Below are 22,975 nucleotides of genomic sequence, written 5' to 3'. Positions count from 1 at the left end.
ACCGACTTTGTATGTGTGGACAATCGGCGATGCCGCAAGACACCGCTATTACCGCTGACTCCGCTGGCCGCGCGCGCGTGGCCGTTCGCGTACTGGCCGCGCTGGGCGCGGTGCTGGCGCTGGCGGCCGCCCCGGCGCGCGCCGCCTACAAGGTCGAAGTCGAGGCGCCCAAGCCGATCCGCGAGATGCTGGAAGAGCATCTGGACCTGGCACGCTACCAGGACCGCGCCGACCTTTCGCCGGACCAGCTCGACTATATGATCGAGACCGTCGGCGAGCAGGTGCGGGCGTTCACCTCAACCGAGGGCTACTTCGACCCGACCACCACCACCCGCGTGGAAGGCGAGGGCGACAAGCGCGTGGTCCACGTGATGGTCGACCCCGGCGCGCGCACGCTGATCCGCAATGTCGACGTCCAGGTGACGGGCCCGGCGGCCACGCGTTCGCCCGAACAGGTGGCCGAGCTGCAGGCCAAGTGGGGACTGCCGGTGGGCGAGCCGTTCCGGCAGGGCGACTGGGACAAGGCCAAGGAGGATGCGCTGGTCACGCTGCAGAGCCACAATTACTACGGCGCGCGCCTGGCCGCGTCGCAGGCGCGCGTGGAGCCGGACGACCAGCGCGCGGACCTGTCCGCGCATTACGCCAGCGGCCCGGCCTACCTGCTGGGGCCGCTGAAGGTGACCGGCACGCGCCGCTATCCGCAACAGATCATCTACAACGTCAACCCGCTGAACGAGGGCGAGCCGTACCGCGTGGAGCGGCTGCTCGAGTTGCAGCGCGCGATCCAGAACCAGCCGTACTTCTCCAACGTGCAGGTCGACCTGGAACCGCCCCCGGACGCCGACAAGGCGGCAGACGGCGTGGTGACCGCGCCGGTCTCGGTGCGCGTGCGCGAATATCCGGCGCACCGGCTCAACAGCGGCGTGGGCTTTACCACCGACACCGGCGCGCAGATCGAAGGCCGCTATTCGTACTATAACCTGTTCAACCGCGCCTGGACCTTCGACTCGCAGGCGCGGCTGGAGCAGAAGCGCTCCTATCTGTTCGCCGAGGCCGCGATGCCGCCGGACAGGGGCAACTACCGCAACAGCGTGTACAGCAGCTACGAGCGCACCATCGACATCGAGAACACCGACACCACCAGCCTGCGCGCGGGCCTGAAGCGCTCGCGCTCGCGCGAGAAGTACGACGTGACGACGTCGCTGGATTTCTACTACGACAAGCTGCTGCCGGAGGGCCAGGCCGCCCAGATCAGCAAGGCGCTGGTGCCGGCCTTTGCCTGGACGCGGCGCGACGTCGACAATCCCGTGTTCCCGCGCCGCGGCAACGTGATCAGCACCCAGATCGGGGTGGCCGCCAGGGGATTCCTCAGCGATGCCACATTCCTGCGGCTGTACGGCCGTATCCGCCAGTACATACCGGTGGGCAAGCGCGACCTGGTGGTGGCACGGCTGGAACTCGGTGCCGACCTGACCGGCGACAGCTCCAGCCAGATCCCGGCCACGCTGCGCTTCCGCGCCGGTGGCACCGATTCGATTCGGGGCTACACCTACCAGTCGATCGGCACGCCCAGCGGCTCCAGCATCTTGCCGGCCAAGTACCTGGGCACCGGCAGCCTGGAGTACCAGTACTGGTTCAAGCCGGACTGGGGCGTGGCGGTGTTCTGGGATCTCGGCACCGCCGCCGACAACCTGCGCGGCGTGACCATCTACAACGGCGTGGGCGTCGGCGTGCGCTGGCGCACGCCGGTGGGCCCGCTGCAGCTGGACGTGGGCTACGGCATCCAGGAGCAGCAGTTCCGCCCGCATATCTCGCTGGGGGTGGCGTTCTGATGCGGCACCCTTGTATTTCACGCCTGACCCGGATGCCGGCATGAGCGCCCACGATCTGCCTTCGGTGCCCGGCGGCGATTCGGCCCGGACCCCGATCCCGCCCGCGCCGCGCAAGCGGCGGCGGCTGTGGCGCGTGCTGGCCTGGCTGGTCGGCATCCTGCTGCTGCTGATGGTGGCGCTGGCGGCGGCGGGCGTGGCGGCGCTGCGCACCGAGACCGGCACCCGCCACCTGTGGACGCTGGCCACGCGGCTGTCGGCCGGCATGCTCAGCGGCCGGCTGGAAGGCGGCACCGTGGCGCACGGCCTGCGCCTGCGCGACGTGGTGTTCGCCAGCGGCCAGACGCGCGTGGCGGTGGACCGCGTGGATGGCAACTGGGTGCTCGGCTGGCAGGCGCGGCGCCTGCACGTGCAGTGGCTGCGCATTGGCAAGGCCGAAGTGAAGCTCGGCCCGTCCGAGCCGAGCACCGAGCCGATGCAGAAGCCCACCTCGCTCGAACTGCCGCTGGCCATCGATGTCGATTCGCTGACGCTTGAGCGGCTGTCGCTGCTGCAGGGCACGGCGCCCACGGCCGAGCCGATGGTGTTCAGCAACCTGGCCGGCGCGCTGCACAGCGACGGCCAGCGCCACCGCGTCAGCGTGGACAAGCTGGAAACACCATACGGCAAGCTGGCAGCCAACGCCCAGCTGGGCGCACGCGCCCCGTTCGCGCTCAGCGCCGAAGCCTTGCTGGAGAGCAGCTGGCAGGATGAATCCTTTGCCGTCAACGCCACCGCCAAGGGCAACCTGGACGCGCTGCGAGCCGAGCTGCAGGCCAGCGGCGACCGCATCCACCTGCGCGCCGGCGCCGACCTGACGCCGTTCGGCAAGGTGCCGTTCACGCACCTGCTGGTCGATGGCGATCGCATCAACCCGCGCCTGTTCAGCCCGTCGGCGCCACAGGCCAACCTGACCGTGCATGCCGAACTGCAGCCGGTGGGCGGCGTGGCGGCGGCTGCCGGCGCGCAGGCGGCCAGCGCCGTGTCGGCATCGGCCCCCCCGGCGGCATCGGGGGTCTCCGCATCCGCCCCTGCGGCCGCGCCTGCGCCCGCACCGCTGGCTGTCGCCGGCGACATCGAGATCAGCAACCTGGAAGCCGGTCCGCTGGACAAGGAGCGGCTGCCGGTGCAGTCGGTGCGCGCCCATGTCGAGCTGAGCGAGATGGCACAGGCCGTCTCGGACCTGCGCGTGGCGCTGGCCGGCAAGGCCGAGATCTCCGGCGGCGGTTCGCTGCGCGGCGGCCGTGGCGGTTTCGACCTGGACGTGCGCAAGCTGGACCCGGCCGCGCTGCATGGCTCGCTGACCAGCGCCAGCCTGTCCGGCCCGGTGGTGGTGCGGATGGAGCCGGGCCGGCAAAGCGTGGCGCTGGACCTGTCGGGCGGGCCGCTCAAGCTTTTCGCCGATGCCAGCATCGATGCCGAGGCGCTCACGCTGGCCACGCTGCGCGCCGCGGTGGGGCCGGGTTTGCTGACCGCGGAAGGCAAGCTCGGCCTGAAGGACAAGCAGCCGTTCAGCTTCAAGGGCAAGCTGGCCTCGTTCGATCCCTCGCGCCTGGCCAAGGTTGCCGCCGGCCGCATCAATGCGGACTTCACCGCGACCGGCGAGATCGCGCCCGAACTCGGTGTGGCGCTGGATTTCGCCGTGCATGAGAGCGAATACGCGGGCCTGCCGATGACCGGCGGCGGCAAGGTGCGCCTGGCCGACGAGCGGCTCTTGCCGAGCGAGGCTTCGCTCAGCATGGCCGGCAACCAGGCCAACCTGCGCGGCAGCTTCGGCGCGCGCGGCGATGCGCTCAAGCTGGCGGTCGATGCGCCGCAGCTGGAGCGGCTCAAGTTTGGCGTGGCCGGCAAGCTCAAGCTCGACGCCACCATCACCGGCACGCTGAAGAAACCCGAAGTGGTGGCCGACTACAACGCGCAGGCGCTGGAAGTGGGCCCGCACAAGGTGGCCAGCGCCAGCGGCCGCGCCGAGGTGCGCGGCGGCCTGGACGGCCCGCTCTCGGTGCAGCTGGCCGCGCGCGACTACCGCGGCCCGCAGGCCAGCCTGAGCACGCTCGACGCCACGCTCGACGGCACCCAGGCCAACCATACCTTCGACGTCAAGGCGGCCGGCAGCCTGAACAAGCGGCCATTGCAGCTGGCGCTGGCGGGGCAGGGCGCGTGGAAGGGCAAGGACGGCTGGAACGGCACCATCCGCACGCTGGAAGAGCGCGGCACCGTCAACCTGCGCCTGGCCGCGCCGACGCAGCTGCTGGTGGCCGACCAGCGGGTGCGCCTGGGCGCGGCGCGCCTGCTGCTGGACCGCGCCACGCTGACCATCGACAGCCTGGACTGGGACCACGGCCGCATCCGCAGCGCGGGCAGCCTGGACGGCCTGCAGGTGGGCCATGTGCTGGAACTGATGGAAACCATCACCGGCGAGAAGCCGCCGGTGCGCTCCGACCTGGTCATCGACGGCCGCTGGAACCTGGCGCTGGCCGAGACCGCGACCGGCTTTGCCGAACTGCGCCGGCGCAGCGGCGACCTCTCGGTCAACGCCGGCCGGGGCTTCACCACGCTCGGCCTGGGCGAGACCAGCCTGCGCGCCGACGCCGGCGGCAACCGTATCGCAATGCGCGGCGGCATGGTGTCGGGCCGCATCGGCAAGGTGGTGGTGGACGCCTCCGCCGGACTGGTGCAGGAGCAGGGGCTGCAGACCGTGGGCCCGGCCTCGACCCTGGGCGGCACGGTCACCGTCGACGTGCCGCGGCTGAAATCGCTGGAAGCGCTGACAGGCCCGCAGTACGCTTTCGACGGCAAACTGGCCGCGGCGATGCGCCTGGCCGGCACGATCGGCGCGCCGCTGCTGACCGGCACCGTCGACGGCGACAACCTCGCCGTCACGCTGTACGACCTGGGCCTGCGCCTGACCGACGGCACTGTGCGCGTGGTGCTGGACCAGAACACGGTCGAGCTCAAGCACGTGGAATTCCACGGCGGCGACGGCAAGATCACGGCCACCGGCAACGTCAAGCTGGGCGAGGCCGATCCCAACCTGACCGGCAAGATCGTCGCCGACAAGCTGCAGCTGTTCGCCAGCCCCGAGCGCACGCTGGTGGTCTCGGGCGACGCCACCATCGCCAACGAGAACAAGCAGGTCGTGATCCGCGGCAAGATCCATGTCGACCGCGGCCTGTTCGACCTGCCCAAGGCCGGCGCGCCGGTGCTGGGCGACGATGTGGTGGTGATCCGGCGCAAGGACCAGCGCGCCGTTAAGACTGCCGCCACGCAGGCGCCGGAGACCAAGCCGGCAAGCAAGTTCAGCCCGGTGATCGACCTGACCGTGGACCTGGGCAACAACTTCCGCTTCCGGGGCGCGGGCGCGGACCTGTTGCTGGCCGGCCAGATGGGTGTCAAGAGCGAACCCCTGGTACCGATGAAGGCCACCGGCACGGTGCGCGTGACCGACGGCACCTATGAAGCCTTCGGGCGCAAGCTGGACATCGAGCGCGGCATCATCAATTTCAACGGCCCGATCGACAACCCGAACATGAACATCCGCGCCATGCGCCGCAACCAGGAAGTGGAGGCGGGCGTGGAGGTGACCGGCACGGTGCGGCTGCCGCGCGTGCGGCTGGTGTCGGAACCCAATGTGCCGGATGAGGATAAGCTCTCGTGGCTGATGTTCGGCTACGGCGCCGAAAGCGCCGGTGCCGGCCAGCAGCGCCAGCTGGGTGGCGCCGCGCTGGGCGGCGCGGCGCTGGGCATGATCGGCGGCAAGGCCGGCAAGGGCATCGTGCAGCATTTCGGCATCGACGAATTCTCGATCGGGCCCAGCACCGCGGGTCTCAATGACCAGCAGGTGGTCAGCATGGGCAAGGCCATTACCGAGCGTATGTCGGTAGGCTATGAGCAAAGCCTGACATCGGCCTCGAACGTGGTGAAGCTGACCTGGCAGTTTTCACGGCGCTGGTCGCTGATTGCCAAGGGCGGGTCCATCAACGGTTTGTCGGTCTTGTTCAACCGCCGCTTCGACAGCTGGGCGAACCTGTTCAGCGGGACCTCGGGTCGCAGCGACACCAGAAGGAGCCAGCAGGATGAGAGCCAGCCAACCAGTCCCGACAGCGCGGCACAGGCTGCCTCGGCAGCCATTGCCGAGCCCGTGCGCCGCTGACGGACGCCCCGCCACTTTCGCGTCGCCGCGACGCCTTGCCGCCATGGGACTCTTTGCCTCTTTGCTTGCGCTGTTCGGCTGCGACCAGCAGAAGGTCGATGAAGCCATGAAGAAGGCGGGCGAGACCGCCCGCAACACCTGGAACGCGATCAAGCCCGACAGCGAGCTGTTCAAGGGCATCGTCCCCGGTCAGTCCACCGAGGAAGACCTGCGGCGCCAGGCCGGCAAGCCGGAGATCGTCTGGGAAGAAGCGGACGGCGGGCGCCGGCTTGAATACCCGCGCGGCCCCGAGGGCACCACCACCTGGATGGTCACCATCAGTGCCGATGGCAAGGTCGCGAAGATCGAGCAGGTGCTGTCGGCCGAGAACTTCGCCCGCGTGCGCGCCGGCATGAGCAAGGACGACATCCGCCGCCTGCTGGGCAAGCCCACCAAGGTGGAGGCATTTGCGCTGAAGAAGGAAGAGGTGTGGGGCTACCGCTGGATGGAAACCGCCACCGACAAGGCCTTCTTCAACGTGCATTTCAACAGCGACGGCACCGTCACCACGACCTCGCGCAGCGACGATCCGTCGAAGATGCAGGGCGGCTGACGCATGCCCCGGCGGTCAATGGAGCAGGTGGCAGGCGGCCACGTGCGCCGGCGCGGCTGAGCCGGCGGCCGGGTCCAGCCGCAGCATGCGGGGGATCTCGGTGGCGCAGGCCGGCACCGCGCGCGGGCAGCGCGGATGGAACTTGCAGCCCGCTGGCGGGTTCAGCGCCGAGCCGATATCGCCCAGGATCAGCCCCTCGGCCGGCTGGTGGTCGGGGTCGGGCCGCGGCGCCGAGCCCAGCAATGCCTGCGTGTAGGGGTGGCGCGGGGTGCTGAACACCGCGGCGCTGGGCCCGCTTTCGGCCATATTGCCCAGGTACATCACGCCCACGGCCGAGCTGAAGTGCTCCACCAGCGCCAGGTCATGGGCGATCACCACATAGGCCAGGCCGAAGCTGCGCTGGATATCGGACAGCAGGTTGACGATCTGCGCCCGGATCGAGACATCCAGTGCCGAGGTGGGCTCGTCCAGCACGATCAGCCGCGGCTGCAGCGCCAGCGCGCGCGCCACGGCAATGCGCTGGCGCTGGCCGCCGCTGAACTCGTGCGGGTACAGGTCGAGCGCGCCGGGCGGCAGGCCGACGATCTCCAGCAGCTCCAGCAGCCGCCGGCGCAGCGCGGCGCGGTCGCCGCCCTGGCCGTGCGCAAGCAGCGGCTCGGCCAGCAGCATGCCCACTTTCAGGCGCGGATTGAGCGAGGACGACGGGTCCTGGAACACCGCCTGCACCTGGCGCCGGTAGCCCAGCACGCCCTTGCGGTCCAGCGCCAGTACGTCCTGGCCGTCGAAGCGGATGGTGCCGGCGCTGGGGCGCTCAAGCAGCAGCAGCTGCCTGGCGATGGTGGTCTTGCCGCAGCCGGACTCGCCCACCAGCGCATAGGTCTGGCCGGCATCCACGGCAAAGCTGACGCCGTCGACGGCGCGCACTGTGCCGCCGCCGCGCGCGGGGAAATGCTTCTTCAGGTTTTCGACTTCGAGCAGCATGGCGCCTCCTGGGTTCTCAGCCGGCCGAAGCCAGCCAGCAGCTGACCTTGTGGCCGGATTCAAGTTCGATCTCGGGGGGATAGGCGTCATCGCACAGCGGCTTGCGGTGCGGGCAGCGCGCCGCGAAGCGGCAGCCGTGCGGCGGGTCGATCAGGCTGGGCGGGCTGCCCTGGATGGCGTAGAGCCGCTCGCGTTTTTCGCCGAAGTGGGGAATGGCCTGGAGCAGGGCCTGCGTGTAGGGATGGGCGGGGCGCTGGTACAGCGTGCGCACATCGCCGGTCTCGACAATGCGCCCGGCGTACATCACCGCCACCCGGTGGCAGATGCTGGCCGCCACGCCCAGGTCGTGCGTGATCAGGATGATGCCGACACCGGTCTGCGCCTGGATCTTGCGGAACAGCGCCATGATCTGCACCTGGATGGTCACGTCCAGTGCCGAGGTGGGTTCGTCCGCCACCAGCAGGCGCGGCGCGCTGGCAATGGCCATGCCGGTCACCACGCGCTGGCGCATGCCGCCGCTGAACTGGTGCGGATAGTCGTCCAGCCGCGTCTCGGGCGAGGGGATGCGCACGCTGTCCAGCACCTGCACCACCTGGCGCCGGCGCGCCTCGCGGCTGTCGGCGCGGCCATGGTAGCGCAGCGGCGCGCCGACCTGGTCGCCCACCGTGAAGACCGGGTTCAGCGAGGTCAGCGGGTCCTGCGAGATCATCGCGATCTTGCGGCCGCGGTACTGCGTGCTCATGGTCTTCTCGGGCAGCTGCAGCAGGTCCACGCCATCGAGCAGCACCTTGCCGCCCAGTTGCACGCCGCCCTGGCGCGGCAGCAGGCGCAGGATGGACAGAATGGTCATGGACTTGCCAGAGCCGGATTCGCCCACCACGCCCAGGGTCTCGCCTTCATGCACGTGCAGGTCGACGCCGTCCACGGCGCGCACCGTGCCGCGGCGCAGTCCTAGGTGCGTGGTCAGCCCCTGCACCGACAGCATGGGCGCGCCGCGGGGGGAGCCCCCGGCGGCGGGCGTTGGCGACGGGCGTTGCGTCACGTGCGGGTCGGGGCCGGTCATAGCTGCCTCCTTTTCGGGTCGAAGTGGTCGCGCAGCCAGTCGCCCAGCAGGTTGGACGCCAGGCAGGTGGCCATGATGGCCAGTCCGGGCATGGTGATGGCCCACCACGCGTTGGTGATGTAGTTGCGCGCATCGGCCAGCATCAGCCCCCACGACACATCGGGTTGCTGGATGCCGAGGCCGAGAAAGCTGAGCGAGGCCTCGAAGATGATCACCTGGCCCACCTGCAGCGTGGCCAGCACCAGCAGGGTGTTGAGCAGGTTGGGCAGCAGGTGGCGGCGGAAGATGGTGAGCGTGCCGCAGCCGGCCACGCGCGCCAGCGCCACGTAGTCGCGCTGCTTGAGCGACATCACCTCGCCGCGCACGATGCGCGCGTACCAGGTCCAGTAGGTCACCACGATCACCAGCACCACGGTATTGAAGCCCGGGCCCAGCACCGCGGCCAGCACCAGCGCCAGCGCCAGCGCGGGGATCGACATCTGGATATCGACCAGCCGCATGATGAGCGCGTCCAGGCGCCCGCCGAAGTAGCCGGCCAGCATGCCGGCGGCGGTGCCGATGCCGCCCGAGATCAGGATGGCGTACAGCGCGACCACCAGCGAGATGCGCGTGCCGGCCATGATGCGCGAGAGCAGGTCGCGCCCCATGTTGTCGGTGCCCAGCGGATAGGCCCAGCTGCCGCCCTCCAGCCAGGCCGGCGGCTGGAAGGCCAGGCCGAGGTCGAGGCCGTTGGGGTCGTGCGGCAGCAGCGCCTCGCCGCCGATGGCGCAGACCAGCAGCACCGGGAAGATTGCCAGCGCAAACCAGGGCAGGCCACCCAGGTCACGCCGCTGGCGCTTGCGGGCCGGCGCCGCCGTGGCGCTGGCGGGAGGAGCGGCGATCTCAGGCATGGCGGATCCTCGGGTCGATCAGGCCGTAGCTCAGGTCGACCAGCAGGTTGGACAGCACGAACAGCACAGAGGTGAGCATCACGCCCGCCTGCACCACGGGAAAATCGCGCGCGAACACGGCCTCGACCACGGTGCGGCCAACGCCTGGCCAGGCGAAGATGACTTCGACCACGAAGGCGCCGCCCAGCATCGCCGCGAAGTACACGCCGAGGATGGTCACCAGCGGAATCGCCGCGTTGCGCAGCGCGTACTTCCAGATCAGCACGCGCTCGGGCAGGCCCATGGCGCGGCCCATGCGGATGTAGTCGCTGTCCAGCACATCCAGCATGGCCGAGCGCACCACGCGGGTCTGCGCCGCCACCGGATACCAGCCCAGCGCAATCGCGGGCAGCACCAGGCTGTTCCACGAATCGCGCCCGAACGCGGGCAGCCAGTTCAGCTGCACCGCGAAGAACAGGATCAGCAGCAGTCCGACCCAGAAGTTGGGCATGGCCTGGCCGAGCATGGCGAAGACCTTGGCAAAGCGGTCGAACCAGGAGCCGCGGTAGACCGCCGACAGCACGCCGAACGGCACCGCCATCGCAATCGAGAAGCCCAGCGCGGCCAGCGCCAGCTCCACCGTGGCCGGCAGCCGCTCCAGGATCAGCCCCAGTGCCGGTTCCTGCCAGCGGTAGGAGTTGCCGAAGTCGCCGGTGACGGCATGGCCGAGGAAGACCAGGTACTGCGCCACCAGGGGCTGGTCCAGGCCGAGATGGCGGCGCGTTGCCTCGATCACCTGCGGCGGCGCGTCGGCCGGCAGCAGCAAGGCAAGCGGGTCGCCGGACAGGCGCGAGATCAGGAAGATGATCACGCTCGCGCCAAGAATGCTGATCAGGCCGTGCAGCACGCGTTTTGCAATAGGCATGACAGGCTCCGTCGGAGATTCGTCAGCGGGAATGCCGCGCCCGGCACGGGCGCCGGGCGCGGCGGCGGATCAGCGCTGCTTCCAGCTGACTTCCTGGAACGAGCGCCAGTAGTCGCGGATGGGCCAGGGCACGTAGTCGATCTTGTTGTCGCGCCAGGCAAAGGTCACCAGCGGCCGGTAGGTCGGCAGGCCACCCAGCACGCGCTCCTGCTTGAGCCGCGCGATCTGGCGCAGCAGCGCGGTGCGCGCCGCGGGGTCCATGGTCTGGCGCTGCTTCTCCAGCAGCGCGTCGACCTCGGGGTCGCTGGTGTAGGAATAGGTGCCCCAGCCGCCGCCGCCCTGGTAGCTGTGCAAATGGCCGGACCAGGCCAGGCCCGGGTCGCCGGGCAGGCCCTGCGACCACATCCAGCTCAGCACGCCGTCCATCTCCGGCGGGCCCGAGCGGCCGCGCTTGCCCAGGCTGATCCAGGCCCCGTACTCCAGGTTGCGCACCTGGCAGCGGATGCCCACGGAACTCAGGTAGGCATACATGGCTTCGCCCACTTCCTTCACGCCAGGTTCGCGCGGCGTGGTGAGGTTGTAGCAGGGGGTCTCGAAGCCATTGGGGTAGCCCGCCTGCCTGAGCAGCTCGCGCGCACGCTTCTGGTCGAAGGCGTAGGGCTTGAGCTCGGGGTCGTAGCCATTCGACTCCTTGCCCACCTGCGCATAGCGCTCGCCCTGGCCGAACAGCACGCGCTTGATGATGGCGTCGACATCGATGGCGTGCGCGGCCGCCTGCCGCACGCGCACATCGTTGAACGGCGACTTCGGCATCTGCGTATTGAAATTGAGGAAGAGGTTGTTGCCGCTCACCAGCGTGACGGTCTTCACGCCCGGCATCTTCTTGAACTCTTCGACCATCGAAGGCGGTACGTTGTCGATGAAATCGACCTTGCCGGTCTTGAAGGCCGCCACCCGGGTCAGGTCCTCGGGAATCACCTTGATGGTCAGCTCCTTGACGCCGGGCCGTTTCTCCTTGTTCCAGTAGCCGTCAAAGGCTTCCAGCTTCAGCTCGTCCTTGACCGTGCGCGAGACAAACTTCCATGGCCCGGTGCCGACCGGCTTGCGGGCGAACTCTTCTTCGCCGACCTTCTGGATGTACTTCTTGGGCATGGCCCACAGCTGCATGTTGCCGACGATGAACTGCGCATCCGGCTCCTTGAAATGCAGCCTGAAGCGGTGCGCATCCACGATCTCGAAACGCTCGACCGACGAGACATAGTGCGAGAAGAAGCTGCTCTTGGGGTCGCGCTGGCGTTGCCAGGAGAACTCGAGGTCCTCGGAGGTCAGCGGGTCGCCGTTGTGGAAGCGCACGCCCTTGCGCAGCTGCACGTCGAGCACGGGCTTGCCGTCCTTGCCGGTTTCCAGCTTCCAGTTCTCCGCCAGCCAGTTCTCGTCCTTGAGCGCGGCATTGCGGCGCACCAGCATCTCGAAGATCTGGCCGACAAAGTAGTGGTCGACGCCGGCCGAGATCTTGACCGGATCGAGCGTGGTCGACTCCGCGCCGAAGGCGACGGTGAGGCTGCCGGTGGCCGGCGAGGGCGGGGCGGCCTGGGCCGCGGGGACGGTGGCGGCGGCCAGCATGCCGGCCAGCAGGCGGCGCCGGGCGGCGTCGGTCAACTTTACTTGCATGGTGCTCCTCCTGTTGCGCCGTCTCGTGGCGGCGCTGTTGGTGTGAACAACGGATGCGCTCAGCGCGGGAAGCTGCCTTCCAGCTGGCGTACCACCTCCAGCAGGCGCGGGCGCACCTCGTCGAGCAGGAATGACGGGGACAGCCGGAACGACGGTCCGCCCACGTTGATCGCCATGGGCGGCATGCCATGGCCGGGCTCGAAGCCGCGCGCAATGCCGTTGACGTCCGGCTGCCACTCGCCCATCGAGCAGGTCACGCCCAGGGTGAGGTGGTCCGCCAGGCCCTGTTCGATGCCCTGGCGCAGGCGCGGCCATGCCATGTCGTCGACGTCGCGCACCTGTTCCATGAAGGCCTGCCGCTCTTCGTCCGGCACCACCGCCAGCCAGGCGCGGCCGATGGCCGAGGTGGCGACCGGAATGCGCGAGCCGGTATCGAGCGTCAGCGCAATCGCGGCGCAGCTGCGGCAGTGCTCGACATAGATCATCGAGAACCGGTCGCGCGTGCCCAGCGACACCGTGCCGCCGGAAAAGTCCGCCAGCTCCTGCATCAGCGGTCGCGCCACCTTGCGGATGTCCAGCCGCGACAGCATGGCGCTGCCCAGCCGCAGGCAGGCCGTGCCCAGGCTGTACTTGTGGCTGCCTTCGGCCTGCGCCAGATAGCCCAGCCGGGTCAGGGTGGAGGTCAGGCGCGATACGGTCGACTTGGGCAGTCCGCAGCGCCGGGCGATTTCCTGGTTGCCGAGCACGCGGTCGCTGGTGCGGAAGCAGGCCAGCACTTCCAGCCCGCGCGCCAGCGCGGTGACGAAGTGGCGGTCTTCCTTGAAGGCATTGCCGGTGGATCGGTCCTGCATAACCGTTGGCTCCCTCGTTGTGCCGTTGCACGCCAGCCGCGCTTGCTCGACGCGCAGGCGTGCCGGACGCGCGCGCGGCGTCCTGGTCCGGTACGGCGGTACTACCCGACAGCGGTCCCGTTCAGCCGCCGGCCTCGGTATCCAGCAAGGCCTGCAGCTCGACCTTGCGCACCTTGCCGGTGGCGGTCAGCGGGAACTCGGGCAGGATGCGGATCTCGGGCACCTTGTAGACCGCCATCTGCTCGCGGCACCATGCATGCAGCGTGTCGGCAGTGATGCCGTCGGCGTGCTCGGCGCGCAGGCGGATAAAGGCCACCGGCACCTGGCCCTTGTCCGGGTCGGGGCGGCCGACCACGGCCGACCCCAGCACCGCCGGGTGGCGCGACAGCAGCACCTCCAGCTCGGACGGGAACACGCTCATGCCGCGCACCTTGAGCATCTCCTTGCGCCGTCCCAGGAAATGCAGGTAGCCCGCCTCGTCATAGGCACCGATATCGCCGGTGCGGAACCAGCCGTCGCGGAATACCTCGGCATCGACGTCGGGGCGGCCCCAGTAGCCCTTGAACAGCGACGGCGTGCTGACCACGATCTCGCCTTCCGCGCCGACCGGCAGCACCGCGCCGGTGTCGAAGTCGCAGATCTTGATGCGCGTGCCCGGCACCGGCAGGCCGACAAAGACCGGGCGGCCGCGCAGGTCCATGTCGTCGTCCTGCATGCCGGTGGTGAAGGTGTCGCTGGTATGGGTCTCGGTCATGCCCCAGGCGCCTTCGGCGATGATGCTGCCGGTCAGCGCGTGCCAGCGCTGGCGGATGTCGGGGGTGATCTTGCGGATGAACGAGGCGGCGCGCGTGTGCTGCAGCGAACGCAGGTCGTAGCGGCCGGATTCGGGGTGGTTCATCAGCTCGACCGCGTTGTCGACCACCACGAAGGTGCGGTTGACGCGATAGCGCTCGATCGCGGCCATCACCGCGACCGGGTCCCAGCGCGCCAGCAGCACCACGGTCGCGCCGCTGAAGATCGGGTAGATCAGCCCGAGGTTCTCGCCCGCGATCCAGAACATCGGCAGGAAGTTCAGCATCACGTCGCCGGAGCCTTCTGCCAGCCGTTCCGCATCGACACCGCCGGTGAGCGCGTAGGAAGCCGCCGCGGTGTAGACCATGTCGCGCTGCGTGTGCATGCAGCCCTTGGGCAGGCCGGTGGTGCCGCCGGTGTAGTTCAGTGCGGCCAGCGCGTCCATGTCGACCGGGGGCAGTGCGACCGGCGCGGTGTCGCGCAGTGCCCGCAGCAGGTCGATGGTGCCTTCCACGGTCAGCGGGGGCGCGTCGAGGCCCGCTGGCAGCGGCAGGTCCGGCTGTGCCGGCAACATCGCGCCGGCACTGGTGGTGTAGACGGTGCGCAGCCGCGTCTGCGCGCGCACCGACATCAGCAGCGGCGCAAGCTGGTCCTGCACGATGACGGTGGTGGCGCCGGCATCGTTCAGTTCGTAGACCAGCTCCTGTTCCTTGAAGAGCGGGTTGACCGGCACATAGACCGCGCCCAGCTTCAGGATGCCGTAGAAGACCACGTGGAACTGCGGGCAGTTGCCCATCATCACCGCTACCCGGTCGCCCGCGCCCACGCCGCGGCCCTTGAGCAGCGCGGCGCAGCGCTCGGACAGGTTGTCGAGCTCGGCATAGGTCACGGTGGTGCCGTACCAGACCAGCGCGGCGTGGTCCGGGCGCTTGCGCGCCCACGCGCGCAGGTAGTCGCCCAGCGGGGCCTCGCCATGGGGGTAGACCGGTGCGTCGGGCAGGCCTGCGGGCCAGATCTTGCGATGCCGGGCTTCCAGGTCCTCGAAGAACGCCTGTTCGTTCATCTGCTGTCTCCTCTTGCTTTCGCTCTGGTTCTGTCCGCCGCCGCGCCTACCAGGCGTCGACGAAGGTGCGCATCGGGCGCTGGGGATTGGCGGCACCGGCCTCGAGCCCGCTGACCACCCACTGGCGGGTGGCGGCGGGGTCGATCACGGCGTCCAGCTCCAATGCCGCAGCGGCGTTGATGGCATGGCCGCGCTCGTACATCTGCGCCACCAGCTGTTGGTACAGCGCATCGCGCTGCGGGCCGGCCGGCAGCGCTTCCAGCTCCTTGCGGAAGCCCAGCCGCACCGCGCCCTCCAGGCCCATGCCGCCGAATTCGCCGGTTGGCCACGAGACCGTGAAGGTTGGCGCGCGGAAGCCGCCCGCGGCCATCGCCATCGCGCCCAGGCCGTAGCCCTTGCGCAGTACCACCGCCAGGAACGGCACGCGCAGCTTGGCGCCGGCGACGAACATGCGCGACACATGGCGCACCTGGGCGCGGGCCTCGACCTCCGGGCCCACCATGAAGCCCGGCGTGTCGATCAGCGACACGATCGGCAGCCCGTGCGCATTGCACACCTGCATGAAGCGCGCGGCCTTGTCGGCGGCGTCGGCATCGATGGCGCCGCCGAGGTGGCGCGGGTTGTTGGCGAGAATGCCGACGGGCCGGCCTTCGATGCGCGCCAGCGCGGTGTGGATGCCGGTGCCGAAGCCGGCGCGCAGTTCCAGCACGCTGCCCGCGTCGGCCAGGCCGGCGATGGCGGCGCGCGTGTCGTAGACGCGCAGGCGGTTTTCCGGCACCACCTGGCGCAGCGCCAGCGTGTCAGGCGCCTGCCAGTCGTCGACACGGCCCTGGAACATCGACAGGTAATGCCTGGCCGCGGCCACCGCGTCGGCCTCATCGTCGACCAGCAGGTCGACCACGCCGTTGTGGTACTGCACCGTGGCCGGGCCGATATCCTCGGGGCGGAACACGCCCAGGCCGCCGCCCTCGATCATGGCCGGGCCGGCCATGCCGATATTGGCGTTGCGCGTGGCGATGATCAGGTCGCAACAGCCCAGCAGCGCGGCATTGCCGGCAAAGCAGCGCCCGGAGGCGATGCCCACCACCGGCACTTCGCCGCTGAGCTCGGCGAAGGCGGCGAACGAAGGCTGGTACAGGCCGGCCACGGTGGGGAAGTCGATGTCGCCCGGGCGGCCGCCGCCGCCTTCGGCAAAGATCACCGTGGGCAGCCGGTTCCGCAGCGCCACCTCCAGGATGCGGTCGGTCTTGATATGGTTGCGCTTGCCCTGGGTGCCGGCCAGCACGGTGGCGTCGTAGGCCAGCACCGCGCAGCGCGCGCGCTCCGGTGCGAACAGGCTGCCGTTGACGGCGCCGGTGCCGGTGATCAGCCCGTCGGCAGGGGTGTTGGCGATCAGGTCGGCCTCGCTGCGCCGGCTGGCCTGTGCCGCCAGCGCCAGGCCGCCGTATTCGCGGAAGCTGCCGGCATCGCACAGGTCGTCGACGTTTTCGCGCGCGGTGCGCTGGCCGCGCGCATGGCGGCGTGCCACGGCCTCGGGGCGGGCCGCGTCGTACAGGAAGGCATGGCGGTCGAGCACGCGCTGCAGGTCGGCGCGGATCGCCGACGGGTCGGTGTGCTCGGCCTCGCCATCGGCATGGGCGCCGGCGTCGGCAGGCTCCAGCACCAGCATGACCTGGCCCTCGGCGACTTGCTCGCCGGAAGCGGTGCGCAGGTCGATCACGCGGCCCGCATGCTCGGCCACGATGGCATGTTCCATCTTCATCGCATCGAGCACGGCCACGGTCTGGCCGGCCTTGACCAGGTCGTTCTCGCGCGCCAGTTCGATCACGCGTCCGTTCATGGACGCGCGCACCGCGCACAGGCCCTCGCCCAGTCGCTCCTCGAAGCTTGCCGTGCTGGAAGGTGCCGCCACCCTGGGGGCGCTGCCTCCTGCGAGGGCCTGCCGCGCCGCGTCCTGCGCCGCAATCTGCGCGGCGCGTTCCAGCAGGGCGGGCAGCGCGGCTTCCATATAGCGCGTATGCACGTGCTGGCTGGCAAAGTCGTCGCGCTCGGCCAGCGCCCGCAGCAGGTCGAGGTTGGTGACGATGCCGCCGATATTGAATTCCCCGAGCGCGCGCTGCAGGCGCCGCACTGCGTCAGCGAAGTTGTCGCTGGCCGAAGTGACGATCAGCTTGGCCAGCAGCGTGTCGTAATGCGCGGACGGTGCATAGCCGGTATAGCCGTGGGTGTCGACGCGCACGTCCGGCCCGGTGGGCGGATCGAAACGCTCCAGCCGCCCCTGTGCCGGACGTGCCAGCCCTTGCGCGTCGGTGGCCTCGGCATTCACGCGCACCTGGATGGCATAGCCGCGCACGCGCGGCGGGTGCTGCGGGTCCAGCCCCAGTTCCGCCAGGCGCCGGCCTTCGGCCAGCCCCAGCTGCACGGCCACCAGGTCCACGCCGGTGACCTGCTCGGTGACGGTGTGCTCGACCTGCAGGCGCGGGTTGGCTTCGATAAAGACAAAGGGCAGGGCCGCGCCATCGCGGCGCGCACCGTCCTCGGGCTCTTCGACCAGGAATTCAAACGTGCCCAGGCTGCGGTAGCGCGCTTCGCGCGCCAGCGTGCAGGCGGCATCGACAATGCGCCGGCGCAGCGCGGGATCGAGCGCCGGGCTGGGCGCGATCTCGACCACTTTCTGGAAGCGGCGTTGCAGCGTGCAGTCACGCTCGCCCAGTGCGATCACATGGTGGCCGTCGCCGGCGATCTGCACTTCGATATGGCGCGCGCGGGCCACCAGCCGTTCGGCGTAGATGGCATCGATGCCGAAGGCCGAGCGTGCTTCGGAGCGGCAGCGCGCATAGGCTTCGGGCAGCGCGTCGCGCTCGCGCACCACGCGCATGCCGCGCCCGCCGCCGCCGCCCACCGCCTTGAGCACCACGCCGGCGCCGTCCTGTTCGTCGAAGAATGCGGTCACCGCATCGAGCGTGGCGCCGCCCGCGGTGGCGGGCATCACCGGTATGCCGCAGCGCGCGGCCAGCGCCAGCGCGCGGCCCTTGTCGCCGAACAGGGCCAGCTGTTCGGGCTCGGGGCCGACAAAGATGATCTCCGCGGCTGCGCAAGCGCTGGCAAAGTCGGCGCGCTCGCTGAGAAAGCCATAGCCAGGGTGGATGGCGTCGCAGCCGGTGGCGCGCGCTGCGCTGATGATGGCGGGAATGTCGAGATAGGCAGCGGCCCCCTGGCCCTGCAGCGCGACAGCTTCGTCGGCCAGCAGGCGGTGCCGGCTGGCATCGTCGTCGGTGGCATAGACCGCCACGGTGGCGATGCCAAGGTCTCGTGCGGCGCGCTGCACGCGCAACGCGATCTCGCCACGATTGGCGATCAGGAGCTTCTTCACAAATGTCCCCTTCCATGCGAAGCGGCGTCGCGCAAGCAGCGTTGCGTGGCCGGCTTCTGTTTTTTGGTTTGTGATTCTGCGAGGTGGAATCTACGCGGCTCGTCCAGGGGTCACAAGCGCGATGCGCCAGAACCATGTATGACATGCCGCGCGTGCATAGCGCGCGAGCGAGGGGGAGGAGGGGTGCTGCCCGTTCTGTTCTGCATTGCAGAATCTCGGGCGGTGTGGCGGGTCGATCCAGAGGCCCGGCTGGCCTTGGATCGCTACCGATGGGACGCGCGGAACATGGCGTTACCGCGGGTTTGCCGCCCTCTCCCGCCAGCGGGAGAGGGGAACGGCAATGAGTGCCCTGCTTCAGCCGATGCGCATGCCCGGCACCGCGCCCTCGTGCGGTTCCAGGATATACAGGCCCGGCGTGGCCTTCTCATCCGCCGCAGACGCAGCCAGCACCATGCCTTCGGACACGCCGAACTTCATCTTGCGCGGGGCCAGGTTGGCCACCACCACGGTCAGCTTGCCGACCAGCTGCTCCGGCGTGTAGGCCGACTGGATGCCGGAGAACACATTGCGGGTGCGGCCTTCGCCCAGATCCAGCGTCAGCTGCAGCAGCTTGTTCGAACCTTCCACCTTCTGGCATTCGACGATCTTCGCGACGCGCAGGTCCACCTTGGCGAAGTCGTCGATGGTGATGGTGTCGGCGATCGGCTCGATCGCCGCGCCCGCGGCGGCCGGCGCCGCGGTTGCCTGCAGCGATTCGCGGTTGGCAGCCAGCAGCGCGTCGACCTGCTTGGCATCGACGCGCGTCATCAGGTGCTGGTAGGCCTGCACCGGGCTGGCGGCCGACAGCTGCTTGTCGATGGCACGCCAGTCCAACGGCTCGACGTTCAGGAAGCGCTCAACGCCGGCAGCCACGTTCGGCACCACCGGCTTCAGGTAGACCGTCAGCAGGCGGAAGGCTTCCAGCGAGACCGAGCACGCCGCATGCAGCGCCGCGCGCTTGTTTTCGTCCTTGGCCAGTTCCCACGGCTTCTCGGTGTCGACGAAGGCGTTGACCGCATCGGTCAGCTCCATCACCAGGCGCAACGCCTTGCTGTACTCGCGGGCTTCATAGAGGTGGGCGACCTGCGGTGCGGCCTGGCGCAGCTGTTCGAGCAGCGGGTGGGCCAGCGCGGCCTCGTCGACCTTGCCTTCGAAACGCTTGACCAGGAAGCCCGCGGCGCGGCTGGCGATATTGACGTACTTGCCGATCAGGTCGCTGTTCACGCGCGCAATGAAGTCATCGAGGTTCAGGTCGAGGTCTTCCATGCTCGCGTTGAGCTTGGCGGCGAAGTAGTAGCGCAGCCATTCCGGATTCATGCCGGTGTCGACATAGCTCTGCGCGGTGATGAAGGTGCCGCGCGACTTGCTCATCTTGGCGCCGTCCACGGTCAGGAAGCCGTGGGCGAACACATTGGTCGGGGTGCGGTAGCCCGAGAAGCGCAGCATCGCCGGCCAGAACAGCGTGTGGAAGTACAGGATGTCCTTGCCGATGAAGTGGTACTGCTCGGCGGTCGAATGCGGGCCGACCCAGGCGTCGAAGTCGATGCCCTTCTTCGCGGCCAGGTTCTGGAAGCTGGCGTAGTAGCCGATCGGGGCGTCCAGCCACACGTAGAAGTACTTGCCGGGCGCGCCGGGGATCTCGAAGCCGAAGTAGGGCGCATCGCGCGAGATGTCCCAGTCGGACAGGGTCGAGGCCTCGCCCTCGGCGCCCAGCCATTCCTGCATCTTGTTGGCGGCCTCGGGCTGGGCCAGGTCGGCCACCCATTCGCGCAGGAAGGTCTCGCAGCGCGGATCGGACAGCTTGAAGAAGTAATGGGCCGACGACTTGCGCACCGGCGTGGCGCCGGACACCACCGAATACGGGTTCTTCAGGTCGGTCGGCACATAGGTGGTGCCGCAGACCTCGCACGAGTCGCCGTACTGGTCCTTGGCGCCGCACTTGGGGCACTCGCCCTTGATGAAGCGGTCCGGCAGGAACATGTTCTTGACCGGGTCGAAGAACTGTTCGACCTCGCGCTCGGCGATCAGGTCCTCGGCCTTCAGGGCCAGGTAGATCTTTTCGCACAGCTCGCGGTTTTCTTCAGCGTCGGTGCTGTAGTAGTTGTCGAACGACACCAGGAAGCTGTCGAAGTCGCGCTTGTGCTCGGTCCAGACGCGGTCTATCAGTGCCTTGGGTGTGATGCCTTCCTTCTCGGCGCGCAGCATGACCGGCGTGCCGTGGGTGTCGTCGGCGCCGACGTAGTAGACCTCGTTGCCCATCATGCGCTGGAAACGCACCCAGATATCGGTCTGGATGTATTCCACCAGGTGGCCGATATGGATCTGGCCGTTGGCATAAGGCAGGGCGGATGTGACGAGGATGCGACGTGCGGTCATAAACAGGAGCCGGTCAGGAGCGGGGAAATATCAGGGGACGGCGCCAGCCAGGAAGGGAGGGCGCGTGCCGGGAAGGGGCTATTTTAGCAACTGGCCAGCGCCTGCGCGCCGGTTCCGCATGGCGGAATGGCGAAACCCACGGATCCGTTCGGCCAAAAAAAAGCGCCGGTCAGAACCGGCGCAGCTTTCCACAACGGAAAAGGAGGAGAAATCAGGTACCGCCCGGGAGGTCAGCCACCCATCGCGAGCCAGCAACGGTGGCAAGCGGCACCTGTTTCTATGACTAGGTCATCCTTGAATTGGTTTCAAAAAAATTTCGACGCGGCGATTTTGTGCCCGTCCGGCCTCAGTGCCGTTGTCCGCAACCGGCTGGGATTGCCCGCGCCCTTCGGCCGTCAGTCGGTTGCGTGCGACGCCGCGATCACCCAGGTAGCCGGCCACGCTCTGGGCGCGGCGCTGCGACAGCTGCATGTTGTAGTTGGGGTTGCCGGTGCTGTCGGTATGGCCCACCACGTTGGCGCTCACGTCCTGGTGCTGGCCCAGGGTCTGCGCGACCTGGTCGAGCACCGAGCGGAACGACGGCTTGATGGTGGCGCTGTCGGTATCGAAGGTAACCTGGCTGGGGATGTTGACCTTGAGCGTGCCATCCGGCTGCTCGGTGATCTGGGTGCCCGTGCCCGCGGTGTCCTTGTTCAGCTTGCCGCGGATGGCGTTCCAGTTGTAGCCGGTTGCGCCGCCGATGGCACCGCCCACTGCCGCGCCCACCAGCGTGCCGGTGGTATTGCCGCCGATCAGGTTGCCAAGCCCGGCGCCGACCGCGGCGCCCACGCCGGTGCCGACTGCCGTATGGGTTTGCTGTTCAGTGGCGCAACCTGCGGCCAGCAGCGTGGCAGCGGTGAGCGAGACAGTAACGAGCTTGATCTTCATGCTTTCTCCTTCTGATGTTCCCGTAAATGTTCTTGGTACCGCATCGCGATGGTAACGCCAAGGCTAGCGGCAGGTAACCCTTTGTACGCGTCGGGCCCGGCCGGCCCGGGCACCGCCTGCGGTGCCGGCGTACCGGGCCGACCAACCGCACTACAATATGGATATGGCGGCGCGCGCACAAGTGCAAGCTTGTGAGATTTGTAAATGTCTGTAATCCCACACCCTATGCAGGGTATTGCGCGCGGATTTCCGGCGTTCATGGCCGGTGCTGCATACTTTGATACATTAGGCGCAGGCCATCATGCGCCAGTCCCCCAAATCATCGAAGCGGAGTTTGTCTTGAGCGTCAGCACTGAGCAGGTCACCGAAGCCCTGCGCACCGTCATCGACCCCAATACGGGCAAGGACCTGGTGTCCACCCGCTCGGCCAGGAACATCCGCGTCGACGGCGGCGATGTCTCGCTGGAAGTCGAACTCGGCTACCCCGCGAAGAGCCAGTTCGATCCGATCCGCAAGCTGGTGGTTGCTGCGGTGCGGCAAGTGCCGGGCGTGAGCAACGTCAGCGTGGCCGTGACCATGAAGATCGTCGCGCACGCGGTGCAGCGCGGGGTCAAGCTGCTGCCGGGCGTGAAGAACGTGATTGCGGTGGCGTCGGGCAAGGGCGGGGTGGGCAAGTCCACCACGGCCGTGAACCTGGCGCTGGCGCTGGCGGCGGAAGGCGCGCGCGTCGGCATGCTCGACGCAGACATCTATGGGCCGAGCCTGCCGATGATGCTGGGCATCGACGGCCGCCCGGAATCCGCCGACGGCCAGACCATGGAGCCGCTGGAAGGGCACGGCCTGCAGGCCAACTCGATCGGCTTCCTGATCGAGCAGGACAACCCGATGGTATGGCGCGGCCCGATGGTCACCTCGGCGCTGGAGCAGCTGCTGCGCCAGACCAACTGGCACGACCTGGACTACCTGATCGTCGACATGCCGCCGGGCACCGGCGACGTCCAGCTGACGCTGTCGCAGAAGGTGCCGGTCACCGGCGCGGTGATCGTCACCACGCCTCAGGATATCGCGCTGCTGGATGCCAAGAAGGGCCTGAAGATGTTCGAGAAGGTGGGCATTCCCATCCTGGGCATCGTCGAGAACATGGCGGTCTACTGCTGCCCGAACTGCGGCCATGTCGAGCATATCTTCGGCCACGGCGGCGGCGAGAAGATGTGCGCCGACTACGGCGTTGACCTGCTGGGCAGCCTGCCGCTGAACCTGCAGATCCGCGAGCAGGCCGACTCCGGCCGCCCGACCGTGGTGGCCGAGCCCGACAGCCCGGTGGCCGAGATGTACCGCGCCATCGCGCGCAAGGTGGCGATCAAGGTCGCCGACAAGGCGCGCGACATGACCAGCAAGTTTCCGAGTATCGTGGTGCAAAACACCTGAGCGC

The 22,975-nt window shown here is 68.7% G+C and carries 14 protein-coding genes; 4 read left to right on the top strand and 10 right to left on the bottom strand.

From position 1 onward, the window contains the following. Positions 1–29 precede the first annotated feature (29 nt). Genes AC1Q6V_RS06480 through bamE form a run of 3 tightly spaced genes read left to right on the top strand, consistent with a single transcriptional unit; the run spans position 30 to position 6,613 of the window. Positions 30–1,832: an autotransporter assembly complex protein TamA gene (locus tag AC1Q6V_RS06480; RefSeq protein WP_010814903.1), complete on the top strand. Its 1,803-nt coding sequence runs from the start codon at positions 30–32 to the stop codon at positions 1,830–1,832. Positions 1,833–1,872: 40 nt separating this feature from the next. Beyond that, positions 1,873–6,021: a translocation/assembly module TamB domain-containing protein gene (locus AC1Q6V_RS06475; protein WP_454749631.1), complete on the top strand. Its 4,149-nt coding sequence runs from the start codon at positions 1,873–1,875 to the stop codon at positions 6,019–6,021. Positions 6,022–6,064: 43 nt separating this feature from the next. Continuing rightward, positions 6,065–6,613, top strand: a complete 549-nt coding sequence (bamE, locus tag AC1Q6V_RS06470) for an outer membrane protein assembly factor BamE domain-containing protein (protein ID WP_010814901.1) — start codon at positions 6,065–6,067, stop codon at positions 6,611–6,613. A 15-nt stretch (positions 6,614–6,628) separates the two neighbouring features. Here the strand turns inward: bamE and AC1Q6V_RS06465 are convergent, their stop codons facing one another. The 10 genes from AC1Q6V_RS06465 to AC1Q6V_RS06420 form a co-directional block, all read right to left on the bottom strand. Further along, entirely contained in the window at positions 6,629–7,594 is a 966-nt protein-coding gene (locus tag AC1Q6V_RS06465; protein ID WP_011615927.1) for an ABC transporter ATP-binding protein, read from the bottom strand. A gap of 16 nt (positions 7,595–7,610) precedes the next feature. After that, positions 7,611–8,657 (bottom strand): ABC transporter ATP-binding protein, encoded by a 1,047-nt coding sequence (locus tag AC1Q6V_RS06460; protein WP_010814899.1) that lies wholly within the window; start codon positions 8,655–8,657, stop codon positions 7,611–7,613. Beyond that, complete coding sequence (locus AC1Q6V_RS06455) at positions 8,654–9,547, bottom strand: ABC transporter permease (protein WP_010814898.1); 894 nt, start codon at positions 9,545–9,547, stop codon at positions 8,654–8,656. Before AC1Q6V_RS06455 ends, AC1Q6V_RS06460 begins: the two co-directional genes overlap by 4 nt. Continuing rightward, positions 9,540–10,451 carry an ABC transporter permease gene (locus AC1Q6V_RS06450; protein WP_010814897.1) on the bottom strand — a complete coding sequence of 304 codons (912 nt, stop codon included), beginning with the start codon at positions 10,449–10,451 and terminating at the stop codon, positions 9,540–9,542. The genes AC1Q6V_RS06455 and AC1Q6V_RS06450 overlap by 8 nt, the downstream gene beginning before the upstream one ends. Positions 10,452–10,520: 69 nt before the next feature. Then, positions 10,521–12,122: an ABC transporter substrate-binding protein gene (locus AC1Q6V_RS06445; protein ID WP_454749630.1), complete on the bottom strand. Its 1,602-nt coding sequence runs from the start codon at positions 12,120–12,122 to the stop codon at positions 10,521–10,523. Positions 12,123–12,181: 59 nt separating this feature from the next. Beyond that, positions 12,182–12,973 carry an IclR family transcriptional regulator gene (locus tag AC1Q6V_RS06440; protein ID WP_010814895.1) on the bottom strand — a complete coding sequence of 264 codons (792 nt, stop codon included), beginning with the start codon at positions 12,971–12,973 and terminating at the stop codon, positions 12,182–12,184. A gap of 121 nt (positions 12,974–13,094) precedes the next feature. Then, the gene (locus tag AC1Q6V_RS06435; RefSeq protein ID WP_058697767.1) at positions 13,095–14,828 is read right to left on the bottom strand and encodes an AMP-binding protein; all 1,734 of its coding nucleotides are present in this window, start codon (positions 14,826–14,828) and stop codon (positions 13,095–13,097) included. 46 nt (positions 14,829–14,874) lie between these two features. Then, positions 14,875–18,201 (bottom strand): acetyl-CoA carboxylase family protein, encoded by a 3,327-nt coding sequence (locus AC1Q6V_RS06430; protein WP_010814893.1) that lies wholly within the window; start codon positions 18,199–18,201, stop codon positions 14,875–14,877. Positions 18,202–18,555: 354 nt separating this feature from the next. Further along, positions 18,556–20,616: a methionine--tRNA ligase gene (gene metG, locus AC1Q6V_RS06425; protein WP_011615922.1), complete on the bottom strand. Its 2,061-nt coding sequence runs from the start codon at positions 20,614–20,616 to the stop codon at positions 18,556–18,558. A 288-nt stretch (positions 20,617–20,904) separates the two neighbouring features. Continuing rightward, on the bottom strand, positions 20,905–21,543 hold the full coding sequence (locus AC1Q6V_RS06420; protein WP_010813856.1) for a YiaD family glycine zipper/OmpA-like lipoprotein: 639 nt from the start codon (positions 21,541–21,543) through the stop codon (positions 20,905–20,907). A 339-nt stretch (positions 21,544–21,882) separates the two neighbouring features. Here AC1Q6V_RS06420 and apbC point away from each other — a divergent pair, with 339 nt between their 5' ends. After that, positions 21,883–22,971, top strand: a complete 1,089-nt coding sequence (gene apbC / locus AC1Q6V_RS06415; protein WP_013952601.1) for an iron-sulfur cluster carrier protein ApbC — start codon at positions 21,883–21,885, stop codon at positions 22,969–22,971. The last annotated feature ends 4 nt before the right edge of the window (positions 22,972–22,975 follow it).

This window comes from Cupriavidus sp. GW823-FHT07B10 (assembly GCF_058794355.1).
This window is presented reverse-complemented; position numbering and strand designations above follow the sequence as displayed.